Source organism: Clostridia bacterium (genome assembly GCA_036562685.1).
GTDB lineage: Bacteria > Bacillota > Clostridia > Christensenellales > DUVY01 > DUVY01.
In genome coordinates, this window is the sequence record DATCJR010000127.1 from 1 (window position 1) to 24,695 (window position 24,695).

Annotated in this window: 23 protein-coding genes; 18 read left to right on the plus strand and 5 right to left on the minus strand. The window is 33.6% G+C overall.

The features are described from left to right. Positions 1-286 precede the first annotated feature (286 nt). On the plus strand, positions 287-2,803 hold the full coding sequence (locus tag VIL26_05625) for an InlB B-repeat-containing protein (GenBank protein ID HEY8390412.1): 2,517 nt from the start codon (positions 287-289) through the stop codon (positions 2,801-2,803). 56 nt (positions 2,804-2,859) lie between these two features. Here the strand turns inward: VIL26_05625 and groL are convergent, their stop codons facing one another. Together groL and VIL26_05635 are read right to left on the minus strand one after the other, a co-directional pair. Beyond that, on the minus strand, positions 2,860-4,482 hold the full coding sequence (gene groL, locus VIL26_05630) for a chaperonin GroEL (protein ID HEY8390413.1): 1,623 nt from the start codon (positions 4,480-4,482) through the stop codon (positions 2,860-2,862). Positions 4,483-4,520: 38 nt separating this feature from the next. Beyond that, entirely contained in the window at positions 4,521-4,805 is a 285-nt protein-coding gene (locus tag VIL26_05635; GenBank protein HEY8390414.1) for a co-chaperone GroES, read from the minus strand. A gap of 163 nt (positions 4,806-4,968) precedes the next feature. Here VIL26_05635 and VIL26_05640 point away from each other — a divergent pair, with 163 nt between their 5' ends. The 5 genes from VIL26_05640 (at position 4,969) to VIL26_05660 (ending at position 8,526) form a co-directional block, all read left to right on the plus strand. Next, complete coding sequence (locus VIL26_05640; GenBank protein HEY8390415.1) at positions 4,969-5,481, plus strand: cytidine/deoxycytidylate deaminase family protein; 513 nt, start codon at positions 4,969-4,971, stop codon at positions 5,479-5,481. A 200-nt stretch (positions 5,482-5,681) separates the two neighbouring features. Further along, complete coding sequence (locus tag VIL26_05645) at positions 5,682-6,521, plus strand: hypothetical protein (protein ID HEY8390416.1); 840 nt, start codon at positions 5,682-5,684, stop codon at positions 6,519-6,521. Positions 6,522-6,524: 3 nt separating this feature from the next. Next, complete coding sequence (locus VIL26_05650; protein ID HEY8390417.1) at positions 6,525-7,448, plus strand: hypothetical protein; 924 nt, start codon at positions 6,525-6,527, stop codon at positions 7,446-7,448. Further along, complete coding sequence (locus VIL26_05655; protein ID HEY8390418.1) at positions 7,441-8,112, plus strand: YggS family pyridoxal phosphate-dependent enzyme; 672 nt, start codon at positions 7,441-7,443, stop codon at positions 8,110-8,112. The genes VIL26_05650 and VIL26_05655 overlap by 8 nt, the downstream gene beginning before the upstream one ends. 36 nt (positions 8,113-8,148) lie before the next feature. Next, positions 8,149-8,526 carry a cell division protein SepF gene (locus VIL26_05660; protein ID HEY8390419.1) on the plus strand — a complete coding sequence of 126 codons (378 nt, stop codon included), beginning with the start codon at positions 8,149-8,151 and terminating at the stop codon, positions 8,524-8,526. A gap of 93 nt (positions 8,527-8,619) precedes the next feature. Here VIL26_05660 and VIL26_05665 read toward each other — a convergent pair whose 3' ends face one another. Further along, positions 8,620-8,787, minus strand: a complete 168-nt coding sequence (locus VIL26_05665; protein HEY8390420.1) for a hypothetical protein — start codon at positions 8,785-8,787, stop codon at positions 8,620-8,622. Positions 8,788-8,954: 167 nt separating this feature from the next. Here VIL26_05665 and VIL26_05670 point away from each other — a divergent pair, with 167 nt between their 5' ends. The 4 genes from VIL26_05670 (at position 8,955) to VIL26_05685 (ending at position 13,611) form a co-directional block, all read left to right on the plus strand. Further along, a complete protein-coding gene (locus VIL26_05670) occupies positions 8,955-9,191 on the plus strand; it encodes a DUF5665 domain-containing protein (protein ID HEY8390421.1) in 237 nt (78 codons plus the stop codon). A 154-nt stretch (positions 9,192-9,345) separates the two neighbouring features. Further along, a complete protein-coding gene (locus tag VIL26_05675; GenBank protein HEY8390422.1) occupies positions 9,346-10,803 on the plus strand; it encodes an NCS2 family permease in 1,458 nt (485 codons plus the stop codon). A 127-nt stretch (positions 10,804-10,930) separates the two neighbouring features. After that, complete coding sequence (gene ade, locus VIL26_05680; protein ID HEY8390423.1) at positions 10,931-12,640, plus strand: adenine deaminase; 1,710 nt, start codon at positions 10,931-10,933, stop codon at positions 12,638-12,640. A gap of 146 nt (positions 12,641-12,786) precedes the next feature. Next, positions 12,787-13,611 (plus strand): radical SAM protein, encoded by an 825-nt coding sequence (locus VIL26_05685; GenBank protein HEY8390424.1) that lies wholly within the window; start codon positions 12,787-12,789, stop codon positions 13,609-13,611. Between the two features lie 116 nt (positions 13,612-13,727). Here VIL26_05685 and VIL26_05690 read toward each other — a convergent pair whose 3' ends face one another. Next, positions 13,728-15,044, minus strand: coding sequence for an alpha-glucosidase/alpha-galactosidase (locus tag VIL26_05690; protein ID HEY8390425.1), 1,317 nt, complete (start codon positions 15,042-15,044; stop codon positions 13,728-13,730). A 237-nt stretch (positions 15,045-15,281) separates the two neighbouring features. Between VIL26_05690 and VIL26_05695 the strand changes: the two genes are divergently transcribed. From VIL26_05695 to VIL26_05720, 6 genes are all read left to right on the plus strand, one after another. After that, the gene (locus VIL26_05695) at positions 15,282-16,115 is read left to right on the plus strand and encodes an AraC family transcriptional regulator (GenBank protein HEY8390426.1); all 834 of its coding nucleotides are present in this window, start codon (positions 15,282-15,284) and stop codon (positions 16,113-16,115) included. A gap of 108 nt (positions 16,116-16,223) precedes the next feature. Then, positions 16,224-17,099, plus strand: coding sequence for a SatD family protein (locus VIL26_05700; protein HEY8390427.1), 876 nt, complete (start codon positions 16,224-16,226; stop codon positions 17,097-17,099). An 11-nt stretch (positions 17,100-17,110) separates the two neighbouring features. Then, positions 17,111-17,893, plus strand: a complete 783-nt coding sequence (locus tag VIL26_05705) for a DUF3307 domain-containing protein (protein HEY8390428.1) — start codon at positions 17,111-17,113, stop codon at positions 17,891-17,893. Positions 17,894-18,133: 240 nt separating this feature from the next. Next, positions 18,134-19,498: a citrate/2-methylcitrate synthase gene (locus VIL26_05710; protein ID HEY8390429.1), complete on the plus strand. Its 1,365-nt coding sequence runs from the start codon at positions 18,134-18,136 to the stop codon at positions 19,496-19,498. A gap of 165 nt (positions 19,499-19,663) precedes the next feature. Continuing rightward, positions 19,664-20,518, plus strand: coding sequence for an alpha/beta hydrolase (locus tag VIL26_05715; protein HEY8390430.1), 855 nt, complete (start codon positions 19,664-19,666; stop codon positions 20,516-20,518). 69 nt (positions 20,519-20,587) lie between these two features. Beyond that, the gene (locus VIL26_05720) at positions 20,588-21,106 is read left to right on the plus strand and encodes a ferritin-like domain-containing protein (GenBank protein ID HEY8390431.1); all 519 of its coding nucleotides are present in this window, start codon (positions 20,588-20,590) and stop codon (positions 21,104-21,106) included. Between the two features lie 55 nt (positions 21,107-21,161). Here VIL26_05720 and VIL26_05725 read toward each other — a convergent pair whose 3' ends face one another. After that, positions 21,162-22,097 (minus strand): winged helix-turn-helix transcriptional regulator, encoded by a 936-nt coding sequence (locus VIL26_05725; protein HEY8390432.1) that lies wholly within the window; start codon positions 22,095-22,097, stop codon positions 21,162-21,164. Between the two features lie 226 nt (positions 22,098-22,323). Here VIL26_05725 and araB point away from each other — a divergent pair, with 226 nt between their 5' ends. Together araB and VIL26_05735 are read left to right on the plus strand one after the other, a co-directional pair. Then, on the plus strand, positions 22,324-23,997 hold the full coding sequence (gene araB, locus VIL26_05730) for a ribulokinase (GenBank protein ID HEY8390433.1): 1,674 nt from the start codon (positions 22,324-22,326) through the stop codon (positions 23,995-23,997). Next, positions 23,991-24,686, plus strand: coding sequence for an L-ribulose-5-phosphate 4-epimerase (locus VIL26_05735; protein HEY8390434.1), 696 nt, complete (start codon positions 23,991-23,993; stop codon positions 24,684-24,686). The genes araB and VIL26_05735 overlap by 7 nt, the downstream gene beginning before the upstream one ends. Positions 24,687-24,695 lie beyond the last annotated feature (9 nt).

The window sequence follows — 24,695 nt, forward strand, 5'->3', positions numbered from 1 at the left end:
AGTTTCAGATAATTCTTTTAAAAAAGATATAAAAGATTAAAACAAAATGGCACATTATTGATGTATTTAAATAGTTGTTGACATTTTACATTTATTTTTATTATATTAATTTGATACTAAAGATAGCTTTTAAAAGGATAAAAAAATGAAAATTTGTCCTAAATTTTGCAATATTTATTTATAAAAAAATGTTTACAAAAAACATAATAATGTAAAAATACTTGTCAAAATTTGTCAAAATTTGTAAATTGGAAACAGTTTGTAATACTGTCATTGGGGGAGGAATATGAAGCATTACAAATACTGTTTCCTTTTATTTTTATTTGTCTTAATTATTTTCCAAGGATGTACAAAAGAAGAAATAATAAATATTGGCTTATATGATCAGGAAAAAGTTTATTATTTGTGTATAAATAAAGAACAAGATTTTTCTTTGCCTTTACCCCAAAAAACAGGTTATACCTTTGAAGGATGGTTTTTTGATCAAAAGCTACAAAATAAATGTACAGAAAATGAAATTTCTAATTTAAAATCGAAAAATGTCATTTTATATCCTAAATGGACACCAAACACATATAACATAACCATATGTTATGATGAGGAAACCGAAAGAACAATTCAAGCTCAATTTGAAACTGAAATCAAATTAATAGATTATTTCTTTGTAAAACAGGGCTATGTTCTTTCAGGATGGAAAGTCACTGGTGTTGAAAAAACATTTAATATTAACGATGTTTTTAATATGCCTGCATATGACATATCTCTTTATCCTGTTATCTCAAAAAAAATGGTGAGTTTTCAAACTAATGGTGGAGATACCATATCGCCTATTTGGTATAACGATTTGATACAAAACGGTTTACCCGTGCCTCAAAAGGAGCAATGTGTTTTTGAAGGATGGTTTTTGGATAAAAATTTTAGCCGAGAATTTGATATCAAAGACGAACCTCAAAACCACATAACACTTTATGCAAAATGGCGAAATATAAATTATAATGTATCATTTGAAACTAATGGCGGCAGCGTGATATCAACTGTATCTTATTATGAATTAAGAAAAGCTGGCGCTTTACCATTGCCTCAAAAATTAGGCTATGATTTTGAGGGCTGGTTTTTTGATGAAAACTATCAACAAAAGTTTGATATTAACATTGAGCCTAAAAATGATATAACATTGTATGCAAAATGGAAAGAAAAAATCTATTCAATAACTTATATTGATAATGGCGGACAAGCTAATGAAGAAAGACCAAAAGAATTCACAATCAAATCACCCGAAATTAAACTGCCTGTGTTAAAAAAATCTGGATATAAATTCTTGGGATGGTTTGAAGCTGATAAAGAGTATCAGATAATTCCAAACGGTACTTCAAAAGATCTTGTACTTGAAGCTCGTTGGACTGAAAGAAAACCTATTAAGATCGAAATAAACACTTTTCCTCAAAAGATGAATTATTTTTTAAATGAGCAGTTAGAATCAAAAGGCTTGACCATCGATGTTATATATGACAATGATGAAACTGAAATAATAGACGATATAAGCTGTTTAAAACTAAGCGGTTATGATTTTTCAAAAACAGGTTGGCAAATAATAATCATAAATTATCTAGGACTTACTACATCTTACCAAGTTTTTGTAACTACTGAAAGCATTATTAAGATTGAAGCAGTTATAGAAAAAAATGAATATATAGAAGGTCAAGAACTGGTGCTTGATGATGCGCTAATTTTGCTTCATTATAATAGTGGTAAGATTTCAAGTACACCTCTTATTTATCAATATTTGGCCGATTATGATATGAACAAAATTGGACGCCACAAGATTATAGTTTTATATGATAATTTCAGTACGTATTTTGAAATTAATATCAAGCCTAAAAGCTTGCAATGTATAGAAGCAAGTGGATATAAAGCGCATTATGAATATATGGAAGAGCTTTCAAATGACGGTATACTTCATCTAATATATGACAATGAAACTGTTGAAGAAATTCCTTTAAAAAATGCAATAATTTCAGGGTATGATTGTTTAAAATCCGGAGAACAAAAATTATTAGTGCAATATATTATGAATTCTAATATTTTTACATGTAATATTAAAGTCTATGTTTCAGACCCGCCGAAAACAGTATCAAACTTGACAATAATACAGTTACCCAAAACAGAATATGAATTGGGCGAAAATTTGGATGTTTCTAATGGGTTGTTAAAAGTCAATTTTCATTTTTATCCAGGATATGAAGAAATTATTTCTTTAACTCTTGATATGGTGTCTGGTTTTGATTCTAGCTGTGTTCAGAATTTACAACTCAAGGTTGAATATCAGGGTGTTTATTGTTTTTATAATGTCAGCATAATAGATTCTTGGAGTGAAATCTTTAGTTTTATAGAAACTCAAGATGGACAGGGGTATATTATAAAAGAATTTAAGGCTAAAAAAGAAAAGCAAATATCTATTCCATCAATGTATAATGGTAAGCCTGTAAAAGAAATCGGCAGTGATGCTTTTTATAATACAATACTTGAGCATGTTGTTATCCCAAGTAATATAGTTAAAATATATAGTTTTGCATTTTACTCAAATGATTTTTTAACCGAAATCATTATTGCTGACCGTCAAACAGAACTTGATCTAGAATTAATGGCTTTTGAAGATTCATTTAGAACAGGTGTTTATATTGAATGTGATTTGGACAAACTGAATTATGGTGATTTTAAGTATTATAGTTTGACGTTTTATACTTATGATCAGAATGATTATAGTGAACTTCAGTCTTATGGTTTCAATGCTGTAAAACTATAAAAAAAGGACAGACTTTAAAAAATCTGTCCTTTATCTTATTTAACTTAAAGAGTTAATTAGTAATCCATTCCGTTGGGAGCTGCAGGAGCTGCAGGAGTCTTTTCAGGAATATCTGCTACAACTGCTTCAGTAGTAAGCAATGTAGAAGCAACGCTTGCTGCATGTTGTAAAGCAGAACGTGTAACCTTAGTAGGATCGATAATTCCTTTAGCTACCATGTCGCCGTACTCATCTTTTAATGCATCATAACCAAAGTTAGCAGACTTGCCTTCTAGAACTTTGGAGATAATTACGCCGCCATCAACGCCTGCGTTTTGAGCGATTTGTTTAATAGGAGCTTCAAGTGCTTTTAATACGATAGCAGCACCAGTTTTTTCATCGCCGTTTAATTTGGATACAAGTTTTGTCAAAGCAGGTATAGCTGACAACAATGCAACACCGCCGCCAGGAACAATGCCTTCTTCAACAGCAGCACGAGTAGCAGCCAAAGCATCTTCTATACGAAGCTTTCTTTCTTTCATTTCAACTTCGGTAGCGGCACCTACGTTGATAACAGCAACACCGCCAGCAAGTTTTGCAAGACGTTCTTGCAACTTTTCTCTGTCATAGTCGCTTGTGGTTTCAGCGATTTGAGCTTTTATAGCCTTTACTCTTGCTTTAATATCTTCGCTTGAACCCGCGCCTTCAACTATGGTAGTGGTTTCTTTGTCAACCTTAACTTGCTTTGCTCTACCTAATTGATTGAGCTTGGTTTCTTTGAGTTCAAGTCCTAATTTTTCAGTGATAACTTGACCACCAGTCAAGACAGCTATATCTTGCAACATAGCTTCTCTTCTGTCGCCAAAACCAGGAGCCTTAACAGCTACGCAAGTGAATGAACCGCGAAGTTTATTCAAGATCAATGTAGCAAGCGCTTCGCCTTCGATATCTTCAGCGATAATTAGAAGTTTATTGCCGCTTTGAACAACTTGTTCAAGCAAAGGCAAAATTTCTTGAATGCTGCTGATCTTTTTATCGGTTATAAGGATTAGAGGATTTTCTAAAACTGCTTCCATTTTTTCTGAGTTGGTTACCATGTAAGGGGAAGCATAGCCTCTGTCAAATTGCATACCTTCCACTATGGAAAGCTCAGTCTTCATAGTCTTGCTTTCTTCAACGGTAATAACACCGTCTTTTCCAACTTTTTCCATAGCTTCAGAAATAAGTTTACCAACTTCTTCGTCTCCTGCGGAGTTAGAAGCGACTTGGCTTATAGATTCTTTTGAATCAATGCTCTTTGAAATTTTCTTAAGTTCTTCAACTACTGTATCAGTAGCTTCAAAAATACCCTTTCTCAAAATAATGGGGTTAGCACCTGCTGCTACGTTTTTGAGACCTTCTTTTATGATAGCTTGTGCTAATACAGCTGCGGTGGTAGTACCATCACCGGCAACGTCGTTGGTCTTTGTTGCAACTTCTTTTACAAGCTGTGCACCCATGTTTTCAAAAGGATCGCTAAGTTCGATTTCTTTAGCAATGGTTACACCGTCATTAGTAATAAGCGGAGCCCCAAACTTTTTATCTAAAACTACGTTACGGCCTTTAGGACCAAGAGTTATTTTAACGGTATTAACTAACGCATCTACACCGGCTTCAAGTGCCTGTCTAGCTTCCATACCTGTTTTAATTTGTTTTGCCATATATGAAATTACTCCTTTAAAATTTTGTATTACAAATATTATTCAATGACAGCTAAAATATCGCTTTGACGCAAAATAGTAACTTCTTTACCGTCAATCTTAAATTCGCTGCCAGCGTATTTGCTGTACAAAACTTTGTCGCCCACTTTAACTTGCATAACTACTTCTTTACCGTCAACAAGTCCGCCAGGGCCAACTGCAATAACTTTTGCCATTTGAGGCTTCTCTTGAGCAGTATTGGGCAATACAATGCCGCTTTTTGTTTTTTCTTCGGCCTCGACAGCCTCAATAACAATTTTGTCAAACAAAGGCTTAATCTTCATAGATTACATCCTCCTTTTATATAGTTAATTTTTTTGACCATTTTCTGCTTCTGGTTTATTTTACCAAAAGCCAAATGATATTATACAATATCAATTTGAAAAATGCTAGTATTTTATGTTCTATTAGAATGCATTTGATGTTACAATTTGGTATAATTTTAGCATGGAAGAAATTAAAAATAATTACATAAGTTCTGAAAATAATACTACCTCAATAAATCTGTTTGACAAGTGGGATGATAGATTTATGCAGGTAGCTTACCTAGTAAGTAGCTGGTCTTCTTGCGTAAGACCTAACCGTCAAATAGGTGCTGTAATAGTAAAAAATAAGCGTATTATCGCTACAGGATATAACGGCGCGCCCAGCGGCATAAAAACTTGCGCAGAAAAAGGCTTTTGTATGCGCGAAAAAATGAACATTCCAAGCGGAACGCATCCTGAATTATGTTATGCCGCACATGCTGAACAAAACGCCATAGTTCAAGCCGCCAAGTTAGGGGTATCCATAGACGGAGCTACTTTATATTGTACTCATCAGCCTTGCGTTATTTGTGCCAAATTGATAATTAACAGCGGCATAAAAAGGGTTGTTTATGAGCAAGGCTATCCTGATGAATTTGCTCGTGAATTATTTCATGAAGCTAATGTAGCCTTAGAGCAATATAAAAAAGACTAAAAATAAAACGTTAAAAACATTTATAATAATATTATTATTTTACGGTAAAGATATATAATTTTGATTTTAAAAACTATAAATAATTAGGCTTTGTCGTAAAATGTCATTTTTGAATTTATATTTTTAAGTGTGTCACAAACATCATAATACAGCCAAATTAATGTCTTGCATATCAAACAATATTTGGCTATAATTAAATTATGTTCAAATATGTCAAAATGGCATCAAGTTATATGTTTAAGACCCTGCCATATTTCTTTTTTGTGGCATTGATTCCTGCTGCAATCTTAGGCTTTTTTGGTCCGCCGTGCTCAAATATTCTTTATTTTTATGAAAATTTTAATGTACCTATTTCACCCATGCCAACAGGATTCAAAGAAGTTCTTAATGACATGTTTGCATATTTTAAAAATGGGTGGATTTTGATAACTCAATTTTCAATATCGTTAATTTTTGTTTCGCTTATTATTGGACTTATGGAAAGGCACTTGCGCTCGGGAAGGTTTGGCTTTAAAAGACCTTTACGCCGCATAAACGATAGTTTGCTTGCCCTGCTTCCTGTATTCATTACTGCATTAGTTGTTGAAATATTATTTTCGCTAATTTCAAGCGGAATAGTTACGCTTGCTCATTATATCTTTTCTGATTTTGGCAGAACCCCTACAATTTTAAGCTGGACAGTTTCTATAATAGCTTTTATTGCATTACAATTATTGGTAATTGAAATATACTCAATTTGTCTTTTGGTTCCGCCTACTTACATGATAGCAGGCTATCCGTATCTTTCATCAATTAGCTATGCAACTAAGCTAAGACATGAAGATTCATTTAAGATATATTTTGCATGTTTATGGCCATACTTGGTTATCTTTTTAGTGGGACTTGTAAGCAGAATGCTGAATTTGCTTGATATTCCCATAAATATTTTGTGTTATGTTTTTGTATACTTGTATTTCTCATCATTATCTATGACTGTATATTATGAAAGAACGGGAACTGAGCGCATGGATTACAAGAGAAAATTAGGCGCAGGAGTATAAGCCATGAGATTTAAACACTCATTTAAAATTTTAGTAGCGAAATTTTCATTAGTTTGGAATATATTATTTTATTATGCTATGGCAACAATAATTATTGCTAGCATAGGCGCGGCGGTTCTTATACCTTTGATAGAAACTTTCAAAAGCATGGGACTTGCCCAAGACTTCAGTGGAATTCTAATATCATTATTTCAAAACGAATCACTTCAAATTGTAAGCGAAAAATTTATGAAGCTATATTTTAGAATAATTAATGAATTCTTGGTTATTCCTAAGGTAGGTTGGAGTCTTAGAATTTTTTTATTAGGCATAATTGGAGTGTTGGCAAGGCTGCTTTATGGTTTTTGTGAAATGGCAGTTTTGAGTGTATTAGAAGGTCATATGTCCGCCAATGCAAAATACAGCTTTGCTGGGGCTTATCTTTCTAATTTGGGAAAATCTATAAAGTATCAATTTTTCAAAATGTTGTTTACTTTACCTTATGATATAATTTTGATTCTTGTATTATATGCAATGACCTTTTTATTTAAAATAACTGCGATAAGATTGTTTTTACCGCTTTTGATAATGATAGTATTAATTTTGCTTGTTGCGTTTAGATTAACGTCATTATCACTCTGGGGAGCAAGCATAGCTGTAGATAAAAAAGGTGTGTTCAAAGGCTTTGGTTATAATTTGAAGCAAGTATTTAAGAAAAAGAACTTTTTCCAAATCTATTCGGCGTTTGTAGTGGTAGTTGTGCTTGCAATTGCAGTTAATGTTTTTGTAACTTTCTTTACTTTAGGTGCAGGACTGCTATTGACAGTACCACTTACAATTTTATGGCTAAACTGTCTTAATATGACATCTTATTATATTGCTACTGGAAGAAGATATTATATAGACAGTGATACTATTTATACTTCTCCAACAGTAAAAGATGAATAAAATAGAACTTAAAGCCTGCATACAAGGCGTAAAGCAAAAAATAGAAGACATAAAAAAAGAGTACAATCTTAATCATGATGTAACAATAGTTGCCGCTACTAAGACAAAAAGCCTTGAAATAATCAATATGCTTCCTGATTGCGGTATTGATATCATGGGAGAAAATAGGGTTCAAGAGTTTATAGAAAAATACCCATATCTAGATAAACGGCTTGAAAAACATTTTATAGGACAATTACAGACCAATAAAGTAAAGTATATTATCGATAAGGTCAGCCTTATACATTCGCTTGATAGAGAAAGCTTGGCTCAAGAACTTCAAAAACATGCATCTCGTCTCGGAATAAATATAAATGTTTTAATAGAAGTCAATATGGGTGAGGAAAATAAGGGCGGAGTACCGTTCAACAATGTTTTGGATTTTTACAAAACAGTGCAAAAAAACTATCCTAACATTAGGATAAAAGGAATTATGAGTGTAATGCCCATAGGAGCAAGTGAAAATCTATATTTACAAATTAGCAAGCTTTATGATATATTGAGAATACAATCAGATGATATTAAGTATTTGTCTTTAGGAATGTCAGAAGATTATCTTACAGCCATAAAATACGGCGCCAATATGATAAGACTTGGCAGAGCAATTTTGGGCGAACGTACATAAGAAAATTATTATAATAAAATTTATTGGAGAGATGCTATGGGACAATATAATGATTTTTTATTCAAAGGTCCAGCTAACGAAGACGAATTAGATTTCATAGAAGATGTTGTGCCCAAACGCACAACAAGAAATATACGGCCAGAAATGCCGATTAAGACGCAGCGCAGTATGAGCAGTGTGGTTATTCACAGCCCAACCACTCCTGAAGAGGTTGAGAGCTTGATTGATTATTTGAAGCGTAGAGAGCCTGCAATAGTCAATCTTGACAAACCGCCTGCAGAAATCGCGCAAAGAATTTTGGATATGTTAAGCGGTGCTATCTATGCCCTAAATGGAAGCATGCATCGTATTCAAGACAATATATTTTTGCTAACTCCCGAAGGCGTAGAAATTGCAGCCCCTTCAGAAGAGTAAATAAAACGATATGCCGTTTTAGAAACGGCATTTTTTTTGCTCAAAAATAACAATACTCAGAACTATTAAAAATGCTCTGAGTATTTTTTAGTCTTAGTCTTCACTGTAACTTATGTAGAGATAACTTTGATCAGGATCAGATGTTTCTGGAAAAACCTCGCCTCTTTTCACGTTGATAATAATATTGGTCTTTTCTCCATATTTATCAAGAACTACAACTTTTCCTGAATAAGGAATTACTTGACCAGCTTTGTAATGCATGACTTAATAACCCCCATGGAACTATATTTTTCTAAAAAGAATAATAGTCTTTTTGCAATATCTTGTCAATATTTTGTACTATATATTGTTATAAAAAATCTTTAACATCAAGATTTGGGATATAAGCAAAGGTTATAAATTTATATTTAAATATCAATACTATAGTTATGGCAAGAGGTTTTTCATATAATCAAAAAACAAGAAAATTTCGAACTTCCAAATTTAAGCGTGTTAGAATTAATCTTTTTTCAAGCTTTGTATTTGGAGTAGTGAGAGGATTGGGAATGGCTGTAGGTTTTTCAGGAATTGCAGTTGTTTTACTGTATGTTGTACAGTTTTTGCCGCTGCAAAATATTCCTATAATTGGTGATTTAATAAAAGCAATTATAGCAATTCCACGATAAAATTATCAATATTTATAGTAAAAGCCATGAATAAATTTATTCTTGTTTTGCAAGTTCTATCAAAAAGTTGAAGATTTTGTCACAATATGTTAAATTATTAACGATGGTTTCTGGAGGTTAATGAAACCAAATATTTTCAAGGAGATTTTTTTAAATGTCCACTTTTAAAAATGCTCTCGATAAGTTTTGGGGCATAAGCAAAAGAGGCTCTAATTTCCCTAGAGAAATTATTGCCGGTGTAACAACGTTCTTGACAATGGCTTACATAATTACTGTAAACCCTGGCATTTTGTCAACTGGCCGTGTTGAAATGTATGAGTCATTGTATATTGCTACAATTCTTGGCGCTGCATTGGCAACATTGTTTATGGCTTTTTATGCAAAAGCACCTTATGCACAAGCTCCTGGAATGGGACTTAACGCATTTGTAGCTTATACTCTTACAGCTACTGTTGCTGCAGGTGGTTTTGGCCTTTCTTATGGTGTTGCACTCAACATCATCTGTATTGGTGGTCTTTTGTGCGTGCTTTTGTCAATAACCAAATTAAGAGAAAAAATTCTTAATGCGGTTCCCGAAACTATTCGTACTGCAATCCCCGTTGGTATTGGTTTGTTTATTGCTTTTGTAGGTATGCAAAATGCAAAATTGATTATTGGCGGAGCTACTTTGGTAGATTTAGCTGACTTTACTGTAGCTGATTGCTTACCTGCAGTTGTTTGCTTAATAGGTTTTCTTACTATTGCAATTCTTTCCAAACTCAATGTTAAGGGTGCAATTTTAATTGGTATTATTTTTGCTACTGTTGTAGGTATTCCTATGGGCGTTACCAAATGGAATGAATTTGGTACAAGTTGGCTTCCTGCTTTTGATAAGTTCTTCTCAGGCGATGTTGCAGTTAGCGGTGCAGCTGCTTTCTGGAAAAGCTGGGGCGATTTTGGTAGATTATTCTCAAGCTTCTCTAATGTAGTGGGTGTATTGGTTATCATCTTGTCACTTGCTATGATTGATTTGTTTGATACATTTGGAACCTTGTTGGGAACTGCAAAAACTGCTAACCTAATTGATGAAGACGGAAAGATTGAGAGATTCTCTCAAACATTGATGGCTGACTCTGTTGCTACTGTATTTGGTTCAATGCTCGGTACATCCAATGTTACCACTTATGTAGAATCAGCTTCTGGTATCAGCGTAGGTGGTCGTACAGGACTTACTGCTTTGGTAGTAGCATTGTTATTCATACTTGCATTGTTCTTGGCTCCTTTGTTTAGCTCTATACCTTCAGCTGCTGCTGCAAGTGCTTTGATTTATGTAGGTGTTTTGATGATGTCAAATGTTAAAGACATTGATTTCTCTGATGCTGCAGAAGCTGCACCTGCATTTTTGACATTTATCACAATGCCTTTAGCTTATTCAATAACTGATGGTATTGGAATCGGTATTTTGTCTTATGTAGTTATCAAGTTCTTCGTATGGCTTGTTAACATTATCAAGTATGCATGCAACAAAGAAAAATACGAAAAACCTGCATGGGAAATTCATCCCGTTACCGCTGTAATCGCAGTATTGTTTGTATTATACTTTGTATTGCCTGTTAACTTACATGTTGCATAAAAAACGTAATTATATAAAAGGACAAGCCGTTGTTTAAGACGGCTTGTTTTGCTTTTTTAGGATTTACTTGATAAAAAAGGCATTAACCGATAAAATTAAATTAAGATTAATTATTGGAGATGAGAATATGAAAAAATTGATTGATGCAGCTATGGGTAAAGTTAAGCCTGATACGGTGTTAAAAGGCGGAAATGTAGTAAATGTTTTTAGCGGAAAAATTGAAAAAGCTGATGTTGCAATACTAAATGGAAAAATCGTCGGCATTGGCGGATATGATGGTGAAAATAATATAGATGTTAGCGGAAAATATATTATTCCTGGACTTATTGACACGCACTTGCATATAGAATCTACAATGCTGACACCTGTTGAATTTTGTAAAGCAATTATTCCTTACGGTACTACAACAATAATCGCCGATCCGCATGAAATTGCAAATGTTTTGGGTATTAAAGGTGTAAAGTATATGATAAATCAAGTTCAAGGACTGCCTATAAATGCTCACTTTATGCTGCCGTCATGCGTTCCAGCTACATTTTTTGAAAGTGCAGGCGCAGTTATTGATGCCAAACTTACCAAAAAGCATATAGGCGATGATGATATCTTTGGACTTGGCGAATTTATGAATTTTGTAGGTGTTGTTTTAGGTGCAGATGAATGTATAGGAAAAATTGAAGCAGCACACCAAGCAGGCAAAATTATTGATGGACATGCGCCTAACTTAAAAGATAAAGAGTTAAACGCATATGTCGCAGCTGGAATAAAGACTGAACACGAATGCACAACTGTCGAAGATATGCTCAATAAAATTGATCGTGGAATGTATATTCAATTAAGACAAGGAAGCGCAACCAGAAATGTCGCTACGCTTGTAAAAGGAATAACTCCACAAAATATGAGAAGATGTATTTTTTGTACAGATGACAGACATATTGATTCTTTGCTGTATGAAGGACATCTCAATTACAATCTGAAAGTAGCTGTAGAAAACGGACTTGATCCTATAAGCGCTGTTACAATAGCAACTCTTAACGCTGCAGAATGCTATAACCTAAAGGGATATGGCGCAATAGCACCAGGATATGTAGCCGATATAGTTGTTATGAACGATCTAAAAGACTTTGTTGCAGACATGGTATTTTTCAAAGGCGAACTTGTCGCTCAAAAAGGCAAGCCATTGTTTGAAGCTCAACCGACTTTTGACAAAAATGTCTTAAATACTGTTAGAGTAAAAGATGTAAAGCCTCAGGACTTTGAAATGTACTCTAAATCAGATAAAGTCAATACTATCAAGCTTACTCCTGCCAATGTTGTTACCGAAAAAGATGTAAGAGTAATTAAAAGAAATGCTGATAATTCAGTGATCATTGAAGGCACAGACTTATTAAAACTTGCGGTTGTTGAGCGCCATAACAATACAGGTAATATTGGAAAAGCGCTTGTTCAAAATTATGGTTTAAAAAACGGAGCAATTGCGCAGACTGTTGCGCATGACTCTCACAATATAATAGTTTTGGGCGACAATAACGAGGATATGGCTATCGCCGTTAATGAACTTAAGAATTTAGGCGGCGGACTAATCATCGTGTCTAAGGGCAAAATTTTAGGCAGCCTAAAATTAGAAGTAGCAGGTCTTATGACGGCTGAGCCCATTGAAAAGGTTAACGAGCAATTCCAGAATATGATTAAAATAGCGCATTCTTTGGGCGTAAATCCTGAAGTAGAGCCTTTTATGACTCTATCATTCTTGGCATTGCCTGTAATACCTTTTGTAAAGCTGACAGACAAGGGCTTGTTTGATGTTGAAAAATTTGATTTTATTAGTTTAGAAGCCTAAAAAATAAAAAAATTGATAAAGTTAAAAATGCCTTTTTGTTAATTCAAAAAGGCATTTTTTGATATTGATAAATTATGAATTATAGCTTTTAAACTTGCAGATTAATATTATATTCATTTTATTGCTTTGTGATATAATTTGATGGTATGAACTTTAAGATTGCAAGAGCAGGACTTCATTTTTGGGAAGAGCCAGTAATTTCAGGGCAAAATGGAAGCGGAACAATATTTTTTAGCGGCTGTCAATTGCATTGTGCCTATTGCCAGAACTATGAGATTTCGCATAAGGCAAAAGGACTTTTTGTTAGCTCAGATCAACTGGTCAAACTTATGTTATATCTTCAACAACAGGGTGCACACAATATCAATCTTGTAACGCCGTCTCATTATATAACTAAGTTACCTCAAGTCTTAAAAGAAGCAAAACAAAGGGGACTAAAAATTCCCATTGTATATAACACCTCAAGCTATGAAAGCGTAGAGAATCTACAAGCATTGGAGGGACTTGTAGATATATATCTGCCGGATTTGAAATATAGCGATAATGCTTTGGGACAAAAATTTTCACGAGTGCCTGATTATTTTTATGTAGCTACTAAGGCAATAAAAGAAATGAGAAGGCAGCAGCCAAAAGACTGTATTCAAAATGAACTTATGAAAAATGGCGTGATAGTAAGGCACCTTGTTTTGCCAGGCTATGTTGAGAACAGCAAAAGAGTGCTGGACTTTTTGGCTGATTTTGATAAGACATTATTAGTAAGCTTAATGTCACAATATTTTCCCACTCCAAAAGTAAAAGATTATCCAGAATTAAATAGACGTATCACTCAATCAGAATATGATGAATTAATACATTATTTTTTCCGTATAGGTCTTGATAACGGTTTTTGTCAAGAACTTTCAAGCGCCATTGAAGATTATGTGCCTGATTTTGATTTAAACGAATTAAAGGAAATAATAGATAAACTTTAAAAAGACATTTTATTGTTTAAATTTTTTGTAAAACTCATAAAAAATATACCGACAAATTAATGTTTTGTCGGTATATTTTTAATGTTAGTTAGGTTTTTTCTTTTGTGCAATAAAGCTTAATTAAACTTAGGCAACCAATTACCATGGGCTTCTATAAGGTCGTCGCAAAGGTTACGAATATCGTCAATTGATAATTCAGAAGATGTATGCGGATCAAGCATTGCTGCCATGTAGATATAATCTTTTTTCAAAGTTCTAGCAGCTTCTATTGTCATCAACTGAACATTGATGTTAGTTCTATTGATTGCGGCGCATTGTTCAGGTAGATCGCCTACAAAGCACGGGTTAAGCTTATTTCTATCAACCATTACAGGAACTTCTACGCATGCATTAGAAGGAAGATTGGTTATAAGTCCAGTATTGAGTACATTTCCGTGCATTTTGTAAGGATTGTCTGTTACTACGGCCTTGATAATATTAGCAGCATATTCATGGCTCTTATGGTGTTCAATGTTTTTGTTATTGACAAGGTCGTGTTTTCTTGTTTCCCAATCTTTTATTTGATTTATACAACGTCTAGGATATTCGTCAAGCGGAATATTAAAACGGTCAATGAGTTCGGGATATTTTGATTTTATAAAATAAGGAAGATATTCTGAAGTATGTTCTGATGATTCGGTTATATAATATCCAAACTGCTTCATCATTTCTAGTCTTACTAGGTCATACTTTATATTGGGATGTTTTTCTACGCCTTCAAGTGCTCTTTTCTTGATTTCAGGATATAGGTCATTACCGTTAAGATCTTCAATTTTTAATAGCCATGCTTGATGGTTAATTCCAGCAATTTGCCATTTTACTTTTCCTTTGTATTCACTCATATCGAGATTGTCCAAAAGAACATCTGCGCAAACTTGTACGCTGTGGCAAAGTCCGACTGTTTGAATTTTGGTGTATCTTTGGATATAGCCGCTTAGTATTGCCATAGGATTGGTATAGTTTAGGAAAAGTACATTAGGACAAACTTCTTCCATTACATCAGTAAAATTTTTCATGACAGGTATAGTTCTTAATGCTCTAAAAATACCGCCTATTCCTAAAGTATCTGCAATAGTTTGTCTAAGTCCATATTTTTTTGGAATTTCAAAATCGGTAACCGTGCAAGGCTCATATCCACCAACTTGAATAGCGTTTATCGCAAAATCAGCATTTTTGAGTGAATCTTTTAAGTTAAGATATTTTGTTATTACAATATCTTTTCTGCCTGAGTTGCTCAAAATATTGTTGAGCATGCTGTAAGATTCATTCAAACGGTTTTCGTCAATATCATAGAGTGCAAGTTCAGCATCTTGTATTTCTGGGGTTAAAATGATATCGCCAAGAACGTTTTTTGAGAATACTGTGCTGCCTGCACCCAAAAAAGTTATTTTCACTTTTTAACATCCTCCATTTAATCTTTTGTATTTTAGAATCTTTTGTATTTCTAAAGAATCTTTTGTATGTCTAAATTATAATATTTTAGAATGAGCTTTAATAGTTGATTTGTTTCAAAAATTTGTCTTTTTGTTGCAAAAATTAATAAATAAATCGGATTTTATAATATAATTTTTATAAAATGTTGTCTAGGTGTCTTTACATGTGTTAATATGGATTGAGATGGGAGTGTTTTTATGGATTTAGAATTTGCAAGTTATACCAACAAGTCAATGTCTAATAATGAGATATATGTTGTTGAAACAGGGTATGAACGATGTCAGCCAAGACATTCTTTTGGTCCATATAAGCGTGGTTATTTTTTGATACATTTTGTCATGCAAGGCAAAGGTAAATATTATTTGCATGGAAAAGAATATGTGGTCGAAAAAGACTGTGGATTTATAATATTCCCTGATGACATCACAACATATACAGCAGACAAAGACAATCCTTGGTATTATTATTGGGTGGGTTTTAACGGAAGAAAAGCATCAGAAATAGTTTTAAGTTGCGGTTTAACAAAAGATAATCCAGTTTTCAAATATGATAAGGACGAATTTTTAAAAGAGCAAATTAAGCTTTTGTTTCATCAATCAAAAAAGATGAACTTTAATAATCTAACAATGATTGGATATCTTTACTTGTTTTTATCATCTTTATACAGACAGCATGAATTGCTTAGCAAGGATAGAACGCAAGATTATATTGATAGGGCGTGCATGTATATACAAAATAATTTTCAAGATGATATTACAGTAGATATGATTGCAAAATATCTTTTTATTAACAGGACTTATCTTTTTAGAATTTTCAAAGCTCGTCTTAATATGTCTCCAAGCGAATATCTTCAAGATTATAGACTAAAACAAGCTTGCTATATGCTCGCAAGAAGCTCGCACAGCATTACAGACATAGCGTTTTACTGCGGTTTTAACAGCGTATCGCTCTTTTGCAAGGCATTCAAAAAGAAATATAAGATATCTGCGATGAATTATAGAAAGAATGCTTTAATATATGAAGAAGTATAATTTTAAAAAGCTGATGCAAGTAAAATTACTTGCAAATATAAAATGCAAGTAAAATCACTTGCATTAATTTTTTTGTGTGTTATAATATGCTTGTTGAAGGGAAAAGATATGAAAAAGAAATACGCCGCATTTGTTTTGGATATAAAAAACTCCAAAGGTATGGAAGAAGACATTCGTGCAGAATGTCAAAAAAAACTGCTAAAGATTACAGAATTTATTAACAATATTTTTTCGTCTAACTTAGAAGAAAAAATTGTCTTTGCAAGCGGAGATTCTGTGCAAGGGTTGTTTGATAATGTAAAAAATGCTGTAGGGTGCTATTATCTTGCTAAGTTTTTGTTATATCCATTTCAACTTAGATGCGGAATAGGTTTTGGAGAAATCAATGAGTATATAAAACATATAAAAAATACGGACAAGCATCTTGATTCAAATTTTGTTGACGGCAGTTCTTATCATTTAGCGATAAACGCACTTAACACCGCTAAAGAAAGAAATTATAATATTCTTATTTTTTCGGACAGCCCTCAAGATGATATTGTAATTAATCAGGTTTTTAAAACATCAATGACTTTAGAAGAATTGCAAACTTCATACCAAAAAGATATTTTCGATATATTTAATTTGCTTTTTCCAATAACATATGGCAGCAAGCAGATTAATTCATTTTATTATGATTTTGTTATTAAAATATTAAAGGGGAATTTAATAAAATACAAAATCATTCAAGAGAAGTTCTATTATGATGATTTGTATCTTAGAATATCTCAATACCTTACAAAAAACCGTCTATATGATGAAAAGGTTTTGCAAGATCAGAGAATTTTTTATGAGTCGGTTATTCCTGCATCGCTTAATGACTATGTAGCTTCTCTTTTGGGCGTTACTAGACAAAATATAGAACAAAAGGTTGAAAAGGGCAATTTTAATGAAATAAGAAAACTTGATGTTTTGGCGGTTATGTTATCAGAAAAAAACTACTAGGAGTAATTACAATGAATTCTTTTATACTCTTACTAACAAGTCATTTTTTAGCTGATTTTACATTTCAGCCATACAAGCTGTCTGAAAAGAAAAAAAACAGCATCAGATTTTTGTTGCTTCATGCTTTGATTTACTCTTTATTAACATTTTTAGTATGCTTGTTATTTGGCAGTACTTTTCAGATTGTATTTTTTGGAATAATAATATCTGTTTCTCATATTTTATTGGATTTTATTAAGATTAAGTTAGATAAAAAATTCAATAATGTAACCTATACTTTTTATAGTTTTCTTATTGACCAGCTTATGCATATAAGCATACTTTTTGTCATATCGCTATTTCTAAAAGACTTTAACTTCATCGGTAATTTTTTGATAACAAAACCTTATAACTTTTTGGGACTTGAATTTGTATGGAATATTAATCTAAATAAAATTTTTAGAATAATACTAGCGATCGTCATTGTAGGCTTGCCTTCTTCAGTATTTATTAAGCATTTCTTTAATTTTGTATTTAGAACAAATCATACACAAGAAACTAACATAGCAGAAAATGTATGCAAAGAGGATGAGAATAACAAGGCAGGCTCTATAATAGGAGTTTTAGAACGACTCTTGGTATTGGTTTTGGGACTTATGGGATTGTATACATCAATAGCACTAGTCCTAACAGCAAAATCAATTGCAAGATTCAAATTACTTGAGGATAAAAGTTTTGCTGAAAAATATTTGGTAGGTACTTTGCTTAGTATGCTGATAGCAGTCTTGTGCATATTATTTTGCCTTGATTTTTAAATAATCAAAAAAATATATCTTGTTTTTGATGTTATTCTTTAAAATACTGCAAAAAACATAATTTTTGTATATTAATACATCTATTATAATAAAATTTACTTATTATTAAAAAAATGTTATAATAATAAAAAACTTCTTTACTTTAAATTGTTAATTTAAATTTTATTTATCATCGATAATTTTCAATAAATACGCAAATCAAAAAAATCAAAAAAAATTATAAGGAAAAGGAAGGTGTTAATGAGCAGAAATTATTCAGAGATCACTGAAGAAATTTTAAAATTATCTGAATTATGCTTCAAAGATAACAGCATAAACCCTGATCTATATGTAGAACACAAAGTATATAGAGGGTTACGAGATCTTAACGGCAAGGGCGTTTTGACTGGACTTACCCAAATATCTGAAATAGAAGCTTTTAAGACGGTCAATGGTGAAAAAATTCCTTGCGATGGAAAACTGTATTACCGCGGTTACGATGTGGAAGATCTGGTAAAAGGCTTTATTCAGGATGGAAGATTTGGCTTTGAGGAGATTTCTTATCTTTTGCTGTTTGGACAACTTCCTGATAAGAATTCTTTGGAGCAGTTCAAAGATCTTTTGGCAAGCTACCGTTCTCTTCCTAATTCGTTTGTGCGCGATGTAATAATGAAAGCACCTAGTGATGATGTTATGGTGTCGCTTGCAAGAAGCGTGCTTACGCTTTATTCTTATGACAAAAACCCTAATGACATATCTATACCTAATGTGTTAAGACAATGTATTCAGCTTATTGCAACTTTTCCACTTCTTGCTGTTTATAGCTATCAGGCTTATGATTATTATTTGACTGACAATACCAGCTTCTTTATACATGAGCCAATAAAAGCCCTTTCTACCGCCGAAAATATTTTGCATATGTTAAGATTAGACAGCAAATACACCAAATTGGAAGCGCAAATTCTAGATCTTGCGCTAGTGCTGCATGCAGAACACGGTGGCGGCAATAACTCTACATTTACAACCCATGTAGTTACTTCTTCAGGCACAGATACATATTCGGCTATCGCTGCGGCTTTGGGCTCGCTAAAAGGTCCCAAGCATGGCGGTGCTAATGTCAAAGTCAGCGAAATGTTTGAAGACATAAAAAACAATGTAAAAGACTGGAACGATAAAGACGAAATTGAAGCGTATCTGTTGAAGATTTTGCATAAAGAAGCCTTTGATAGAACAGGTCTGATTTATGGAATAGGGCATGCGATATATTCTTTGTCCGATCCGAGAGCGACCTTGTTAAGATCGTTTGTAGAAAAACTGTCCAAAGAAAAAGGCTTGGAAAAAGAATTTAATCTATATTCAGCTATAGAGGAAATCGCGCCCAGAATAATAGCCAACGAAAGAAAGATGTATAAGGGAGTAAGCGCTAATATAGATTTTTACAGCGGGTTTGTTTATGATATGCTTGGACTTCCTACAAAACTTTATACACCCATTTTTGCAATCGCTAGAATAGTCGGCTGGAGTGCGCATCGATTGGAAGAATTGATTAATGCCGGCAAGATTATACGACCGTCATATATGAGTGTTCAGCCGCAAAGAGATTATGTACCTATCGATCAAAGATAAATCATCAAGACTAAGAGATTTAGAAAAGGTTCTTTATTAAGAACCTTTTATTTTTTGATCATTTTAATAACCTAAATTTTGTGTCATATGATTAATGTTTTAATAACTCTATCTTTAGTTTGTGCTATAATACTTATATTAAAGGGAAAAAGAGGGAAATATATAATGAATATCAAAACTATTGATTTGTATGAATATTTTGGAATGCCAAAAAAACAGGGCGTAAAAGGTTTTTTGAAATGTCTTATAAAAGACAAATCAGAAGTTTATGACCAAAAATATATTTATCCTGCAATGCTTGTTTTGCCAGGCGGCGGATATGCTTTTTGTTCGCCTAGAGAAGCTGACCCTATAGCTATAAGATATTGCATGTATGGTTTCCAAACTTTTATCTTGGATTATACACAAGGCTCAGTTCAAAATTATCCGACACAATTTTTAGAAGCAGCAATGGCGATGATTTACATCCGTGAAAATGCAGATTTGTATAGTATAGGTACAAATATGGTTTGCGCAGTTGGATTTTCAGCAGGCGGACATCTTTGCGGCTGTCTTGCTACATTATTTGATGATCCTGTTGCACAAAAGATATTTCAAAAACGTGCAGAACTCATAAGACCCGATGCTGTTATATTAAGTTATCCTGTAATCACATCAGGAGAAAAAGCGCATAAAGGTTCTTTTGATCTTCTTTGCGGAAATGATAAAAATTTGAGAGAGTATTTATCTTTAGAGAAAAGAGTTACTAAAAATTCTTCTCCTGCATTTTTATGGCATACTTATGAAGATCGTTTTGTTCCTTACTATAACAGTTTAGTTTATGCTTTGGCGTGTGAAAAAAATAATGTTCCATTTGAGCTTCATATTTTTGAAAAGGGCAGACACGGGCTTGCTACTGTAGAACGAGATACTAACGCTGAAGATGTTTTGAAAGCTACAAGTACTTCAGCTTATAAATGGCTGGAACTTAGCGTTGAATGGCTAAAAGATAGAAATATCAAGCTTACCACTAAGAATTAAAATTTTTTGTAACAAAAAGCATCCTGTATTAATACAAATGGTTAGAAGTATTATTATCGGGGTGTTAATATGGAAAACAACGAACGCCGCAAAAGATTCAAACTTGACTTACCTTATCCAGAAGTCGAACCTGTTTGTGATCCAAAAACAGTTATGCTCATAAAAGAAGATTATGCTGGCTGCCAAAGCGAACTAACAGCAATAAATGTATACATATATCAGCGTATTCTTATGAATGATGTTTTGGATGAATTAGCAGGGGTATTGCTTGGGATAGCGATAGTGGAAATGGAGCATTTGGAATTGCTGGGTATGGCAATAAAGAATTTGGGCGGAGATCCTGAATATGAAGTAGGATGCCGGATGTGGACAGCAGATTATGTCATATATACAAAAAATCCAAAAGAAATGCTGCTGGCTAATATAGAAGGCGAAAAAACAGCAATTAGAAATTATCGCCGTCATATAAGGATGATTGATAACCGTCAAGTTCAAAAACTGCTAGAACGCATAATCCTAGATGAAGAATTACATATAGATATTTTTTCTAGTTTATTAAACCGCCTAAATGACGATATGTTAAGATAAAAAAAGCCTTCAAAATTTTTGAAGGCTTTTTTTTATAATTATATTCTAATAAATGTTATTTTGCATTTCCGTTTTGATTTATATTTTCATAAACCAGTCTGATTTTTATTCCATCAGGATAATCTCCAAAAGATTTTCCAAACAATGTAACTCCGCCTTTATTTGCGGCTTTGGCTGGTACTGATATTCTAAAAGTTATGTTTGAATTATGATATATTCCCAAATCTTCAATAGTTGTACTTCCTATGGGCAATCCGTCAATAAATGTTCCCTCTTGGTTTATGATAAGCATTTTGTATCTTCCATACTGTCCCAGATTTTTAAACCACCAGCTGGGAGAAACCAATCCCGGACGGTCATTAAATTCGCCAGGAGAAGTCCAGTATCCAAGTTCTATGCCGTTAACGCTAAAATATATATCGGACGGATATTGAGAAGAAAATCCAGGTGCTTCACTTGCGATTTCAAAAGTCAATTGCAATTCAATTGCTTTTTGGTTGGGCTTTAGCGCATTAGGGATTTTGTATTCTACAAATCCTTCTGTAAACCAAAGAAGCCCTGCATTAAATCTTTCAGGATAAGAAAAATACCTAGGATCGTCAAGTTCGCCTATAATAGAATCTTTGGTAACAATTCCGCATGTAGGCGTGATCTGATAATCAGAATATTGACCAACATCCACTTCAAAATCATATGCATTGGTCTGAGCTTCATTGCCCGTTATATCAATAATTATTTTATCAACAGCCAAGGAGCATAGTTTTTGAGAACCACGTACCCCTGAAGATGTAGTTACAGTAATAATGCCGGCATCTGATAGCTTTTTGATGTGAGCAGTAATAGCACCATTTGTTAACCCTAATATCTTAGCCAGATTATCGAGATTCATTGTTTTATTTTTTAAAAGCTGATTTACTATTTCAATTCTTACGTCTGAACTTAAAGCACTGCATATAGGTAAACAATCATAAATATTTTTAATGTTTTTCATTATGTCTTTCCTAAACTTTATTTTATTAATAAGTATAATAAATTAAAATGGTAATTGCAAGCTAAATCACCTATATTATTTTAATTTTATGTGAAATTAAATTATATATTACAAGATTATATTTTATATATTGACTTAGTAATTTTATAATGATAAAATAAAGTCAATAATTCAATTTTTTATTTAATATTTTAATTTAAATTAAAATAATAGATTGGAGGGAGAAATGAGCAAATACAGCATTGGAGTTGATTTTGGAACGCTTAGCGGAAGAGCTGTTTTGGTTGATTTAAACTCAGGCGAAGAAGTCGCAGTTTCTGTTTTTGAATATCCTCACAAAGTAATGGATGAATACTTGCCAGACGGCAAAACTAAGTTAGGCGTTGACTGGGCTTTACAGCATCCGCAGGATTATTTGGATGTGTTATCAAACACAATTCCTGATGTTTTAAAAACAGCGAAGGTTTGTGCTGATGATGTAGTAGGTATAGGAATTGATTTTACAGCTTGTACTATTTTGCCCACAGATAGATCTGGTAAGCCTTTGTGTTTTTATGACGAACTTAAAAACGAGCCGCACGCTTATGTGAAACTTTGGAAACATCATGCTGCACAAGAGCAGGCCAACCAGCTTAATAAAATCGCAAAAGAACGCGGAGAAAAGTTTTTGGATTATTATGGCGGAAAAATAAGCAGCGAATGGCTTGTTCCTAAGGTTATGCAAATAGCACAAGAAACGCCTCATATATACAAAAAAGCTGACAGAATTATGGAAGCTACTGACTGGATAATAATGATGCTTACAGGAAAAGAAATGCGAAACAGCTGTACTGCCGGATATAAGGCATTGTGGCATAAGCATAACGGGTATCCGAGCAAAGAGTTTTATAAAGCACTCAATCCATTATTGGAAGATCTCGTAGATACAAAATTATCAAGAGATATTTATCCCATAGGCACAAAAGCAGGCGAAATTAATGATTTTGGAGCTAAACTTACAGGACTAAGAAAAGGAACTGCTGTGGCTGTCGGCAATGTGGATGCGCATGTGGCTGTTCCGGCAGCTGGTATAACAGAAGCAGGCAAAATGCTTATGATTATGGGAACATCAACATGTCACATATTGTTGGGAGAAGAAGAACATATAGTCCCTGGTATGTGCGGAGTGGTAGAAGACGGAGTTTTGCCTGGATTTATGGGCTATGAAGCAGGACAATCATGTGTAGGCGATCATTTTGACTGGTTTGTAAAAAATTGCGTTTCTTACTCTTATTATGAACAGGCAAAGCAGCAAAATCTTAACATACATGACTTTTTGACTAAAAAAGCTCAAAAGCTAAAGGTTGGTGAAAGCGGATTATTGGCGCTTGACTGGTGGAACGGAAACCGTTCTGTTCTGGTTGATGCGGATTTGACTGGATTGCTTTTAGGTGCAACGCTTTTGACCAAACCGGAAGAAATATATAGAGCATTAATAGAAGCTACCGCTTACGGAACAAGACTGATTATTGAGACATTTAGAGAAAACGGCGTTCCTATTAACGAACTCTATGCCGCAGGCGGAATAGTATCAAAAAATCCTATGATGATGCAGATTTATTCTGATGTTACCAATATGGAAATTAAGATAAGCGGGTCACCGCAAGCTCCTGCATTAGGAAGCGCTATTTTTGGCGCAGTTGCAGCAGGTTCTGCACGCGGCGGATTTGATAATATTTCGGATGCGGTCAAAGTTATGGCTAAGGTCAGAAAAGACCTTGTGTATAGGCCTATTCCTCAAAATGTAGAAGTTTATAACAAATTATTCGCCGAATACAAGACCTTGCATGATTATTTTGGACGCGGCGAAAACGATGTTATGAAAAGATTAAAAGCAATTAAGGAAGCATCAAAATGTTAGAAAATCTTAAAAAAGAAGTTTGGGAACAAAATCTTAATCTTGTCAAATATAATCTTGTTATTTTCACTTGGGGAAATGTTTCTGCTATTGATAGACAGTCAGGTGTTATCGCAATAAAACCTAGCGGCGTAGAATATGACCGTCTTAAAGTGGAAGATATCGTTTTGGTCGATTTAAACGGTAAGGTTGTTGAAGGCGCTCTCAATCCTTCTTCGGACACACCTACTCATATTGAATTATACAAAAACTTCCCAAGTATAGGCGGAGTTGTGCACACTCATTCAACATATGCGACTGCATGGGCTCAAGCCGGCAGACCGATAAAGTGCTACGGAACAACGCATGCAGATTATTTTTATGGCGATGTTCCGTGTACACGAGCATTGACTGAAGAAGAAATCAAGACCGATTACGAAAAAAACACAGGCAAAGTAATAGTCCAGACATTTAAAAACATTGACCCCTTAAGCACCCCTGCAGTCATTGTAAAATCTCATGGACCTTTTACTTTTGGAAAAACCGCAAAAGACGCGGTTTTTAATGCCGCTGTTTTGGAAGAGGTAGCCAAAATGGCATTTTTGAGTGAAAACATTCAGCCGTCGATAACACCTGCGGATAGTTTTTTGATAGAAAAGCACTATTTGAGAAAGCATGGTAAAAACGCTTATTACGGACAGACAAAAAAATAAATCAAAAAT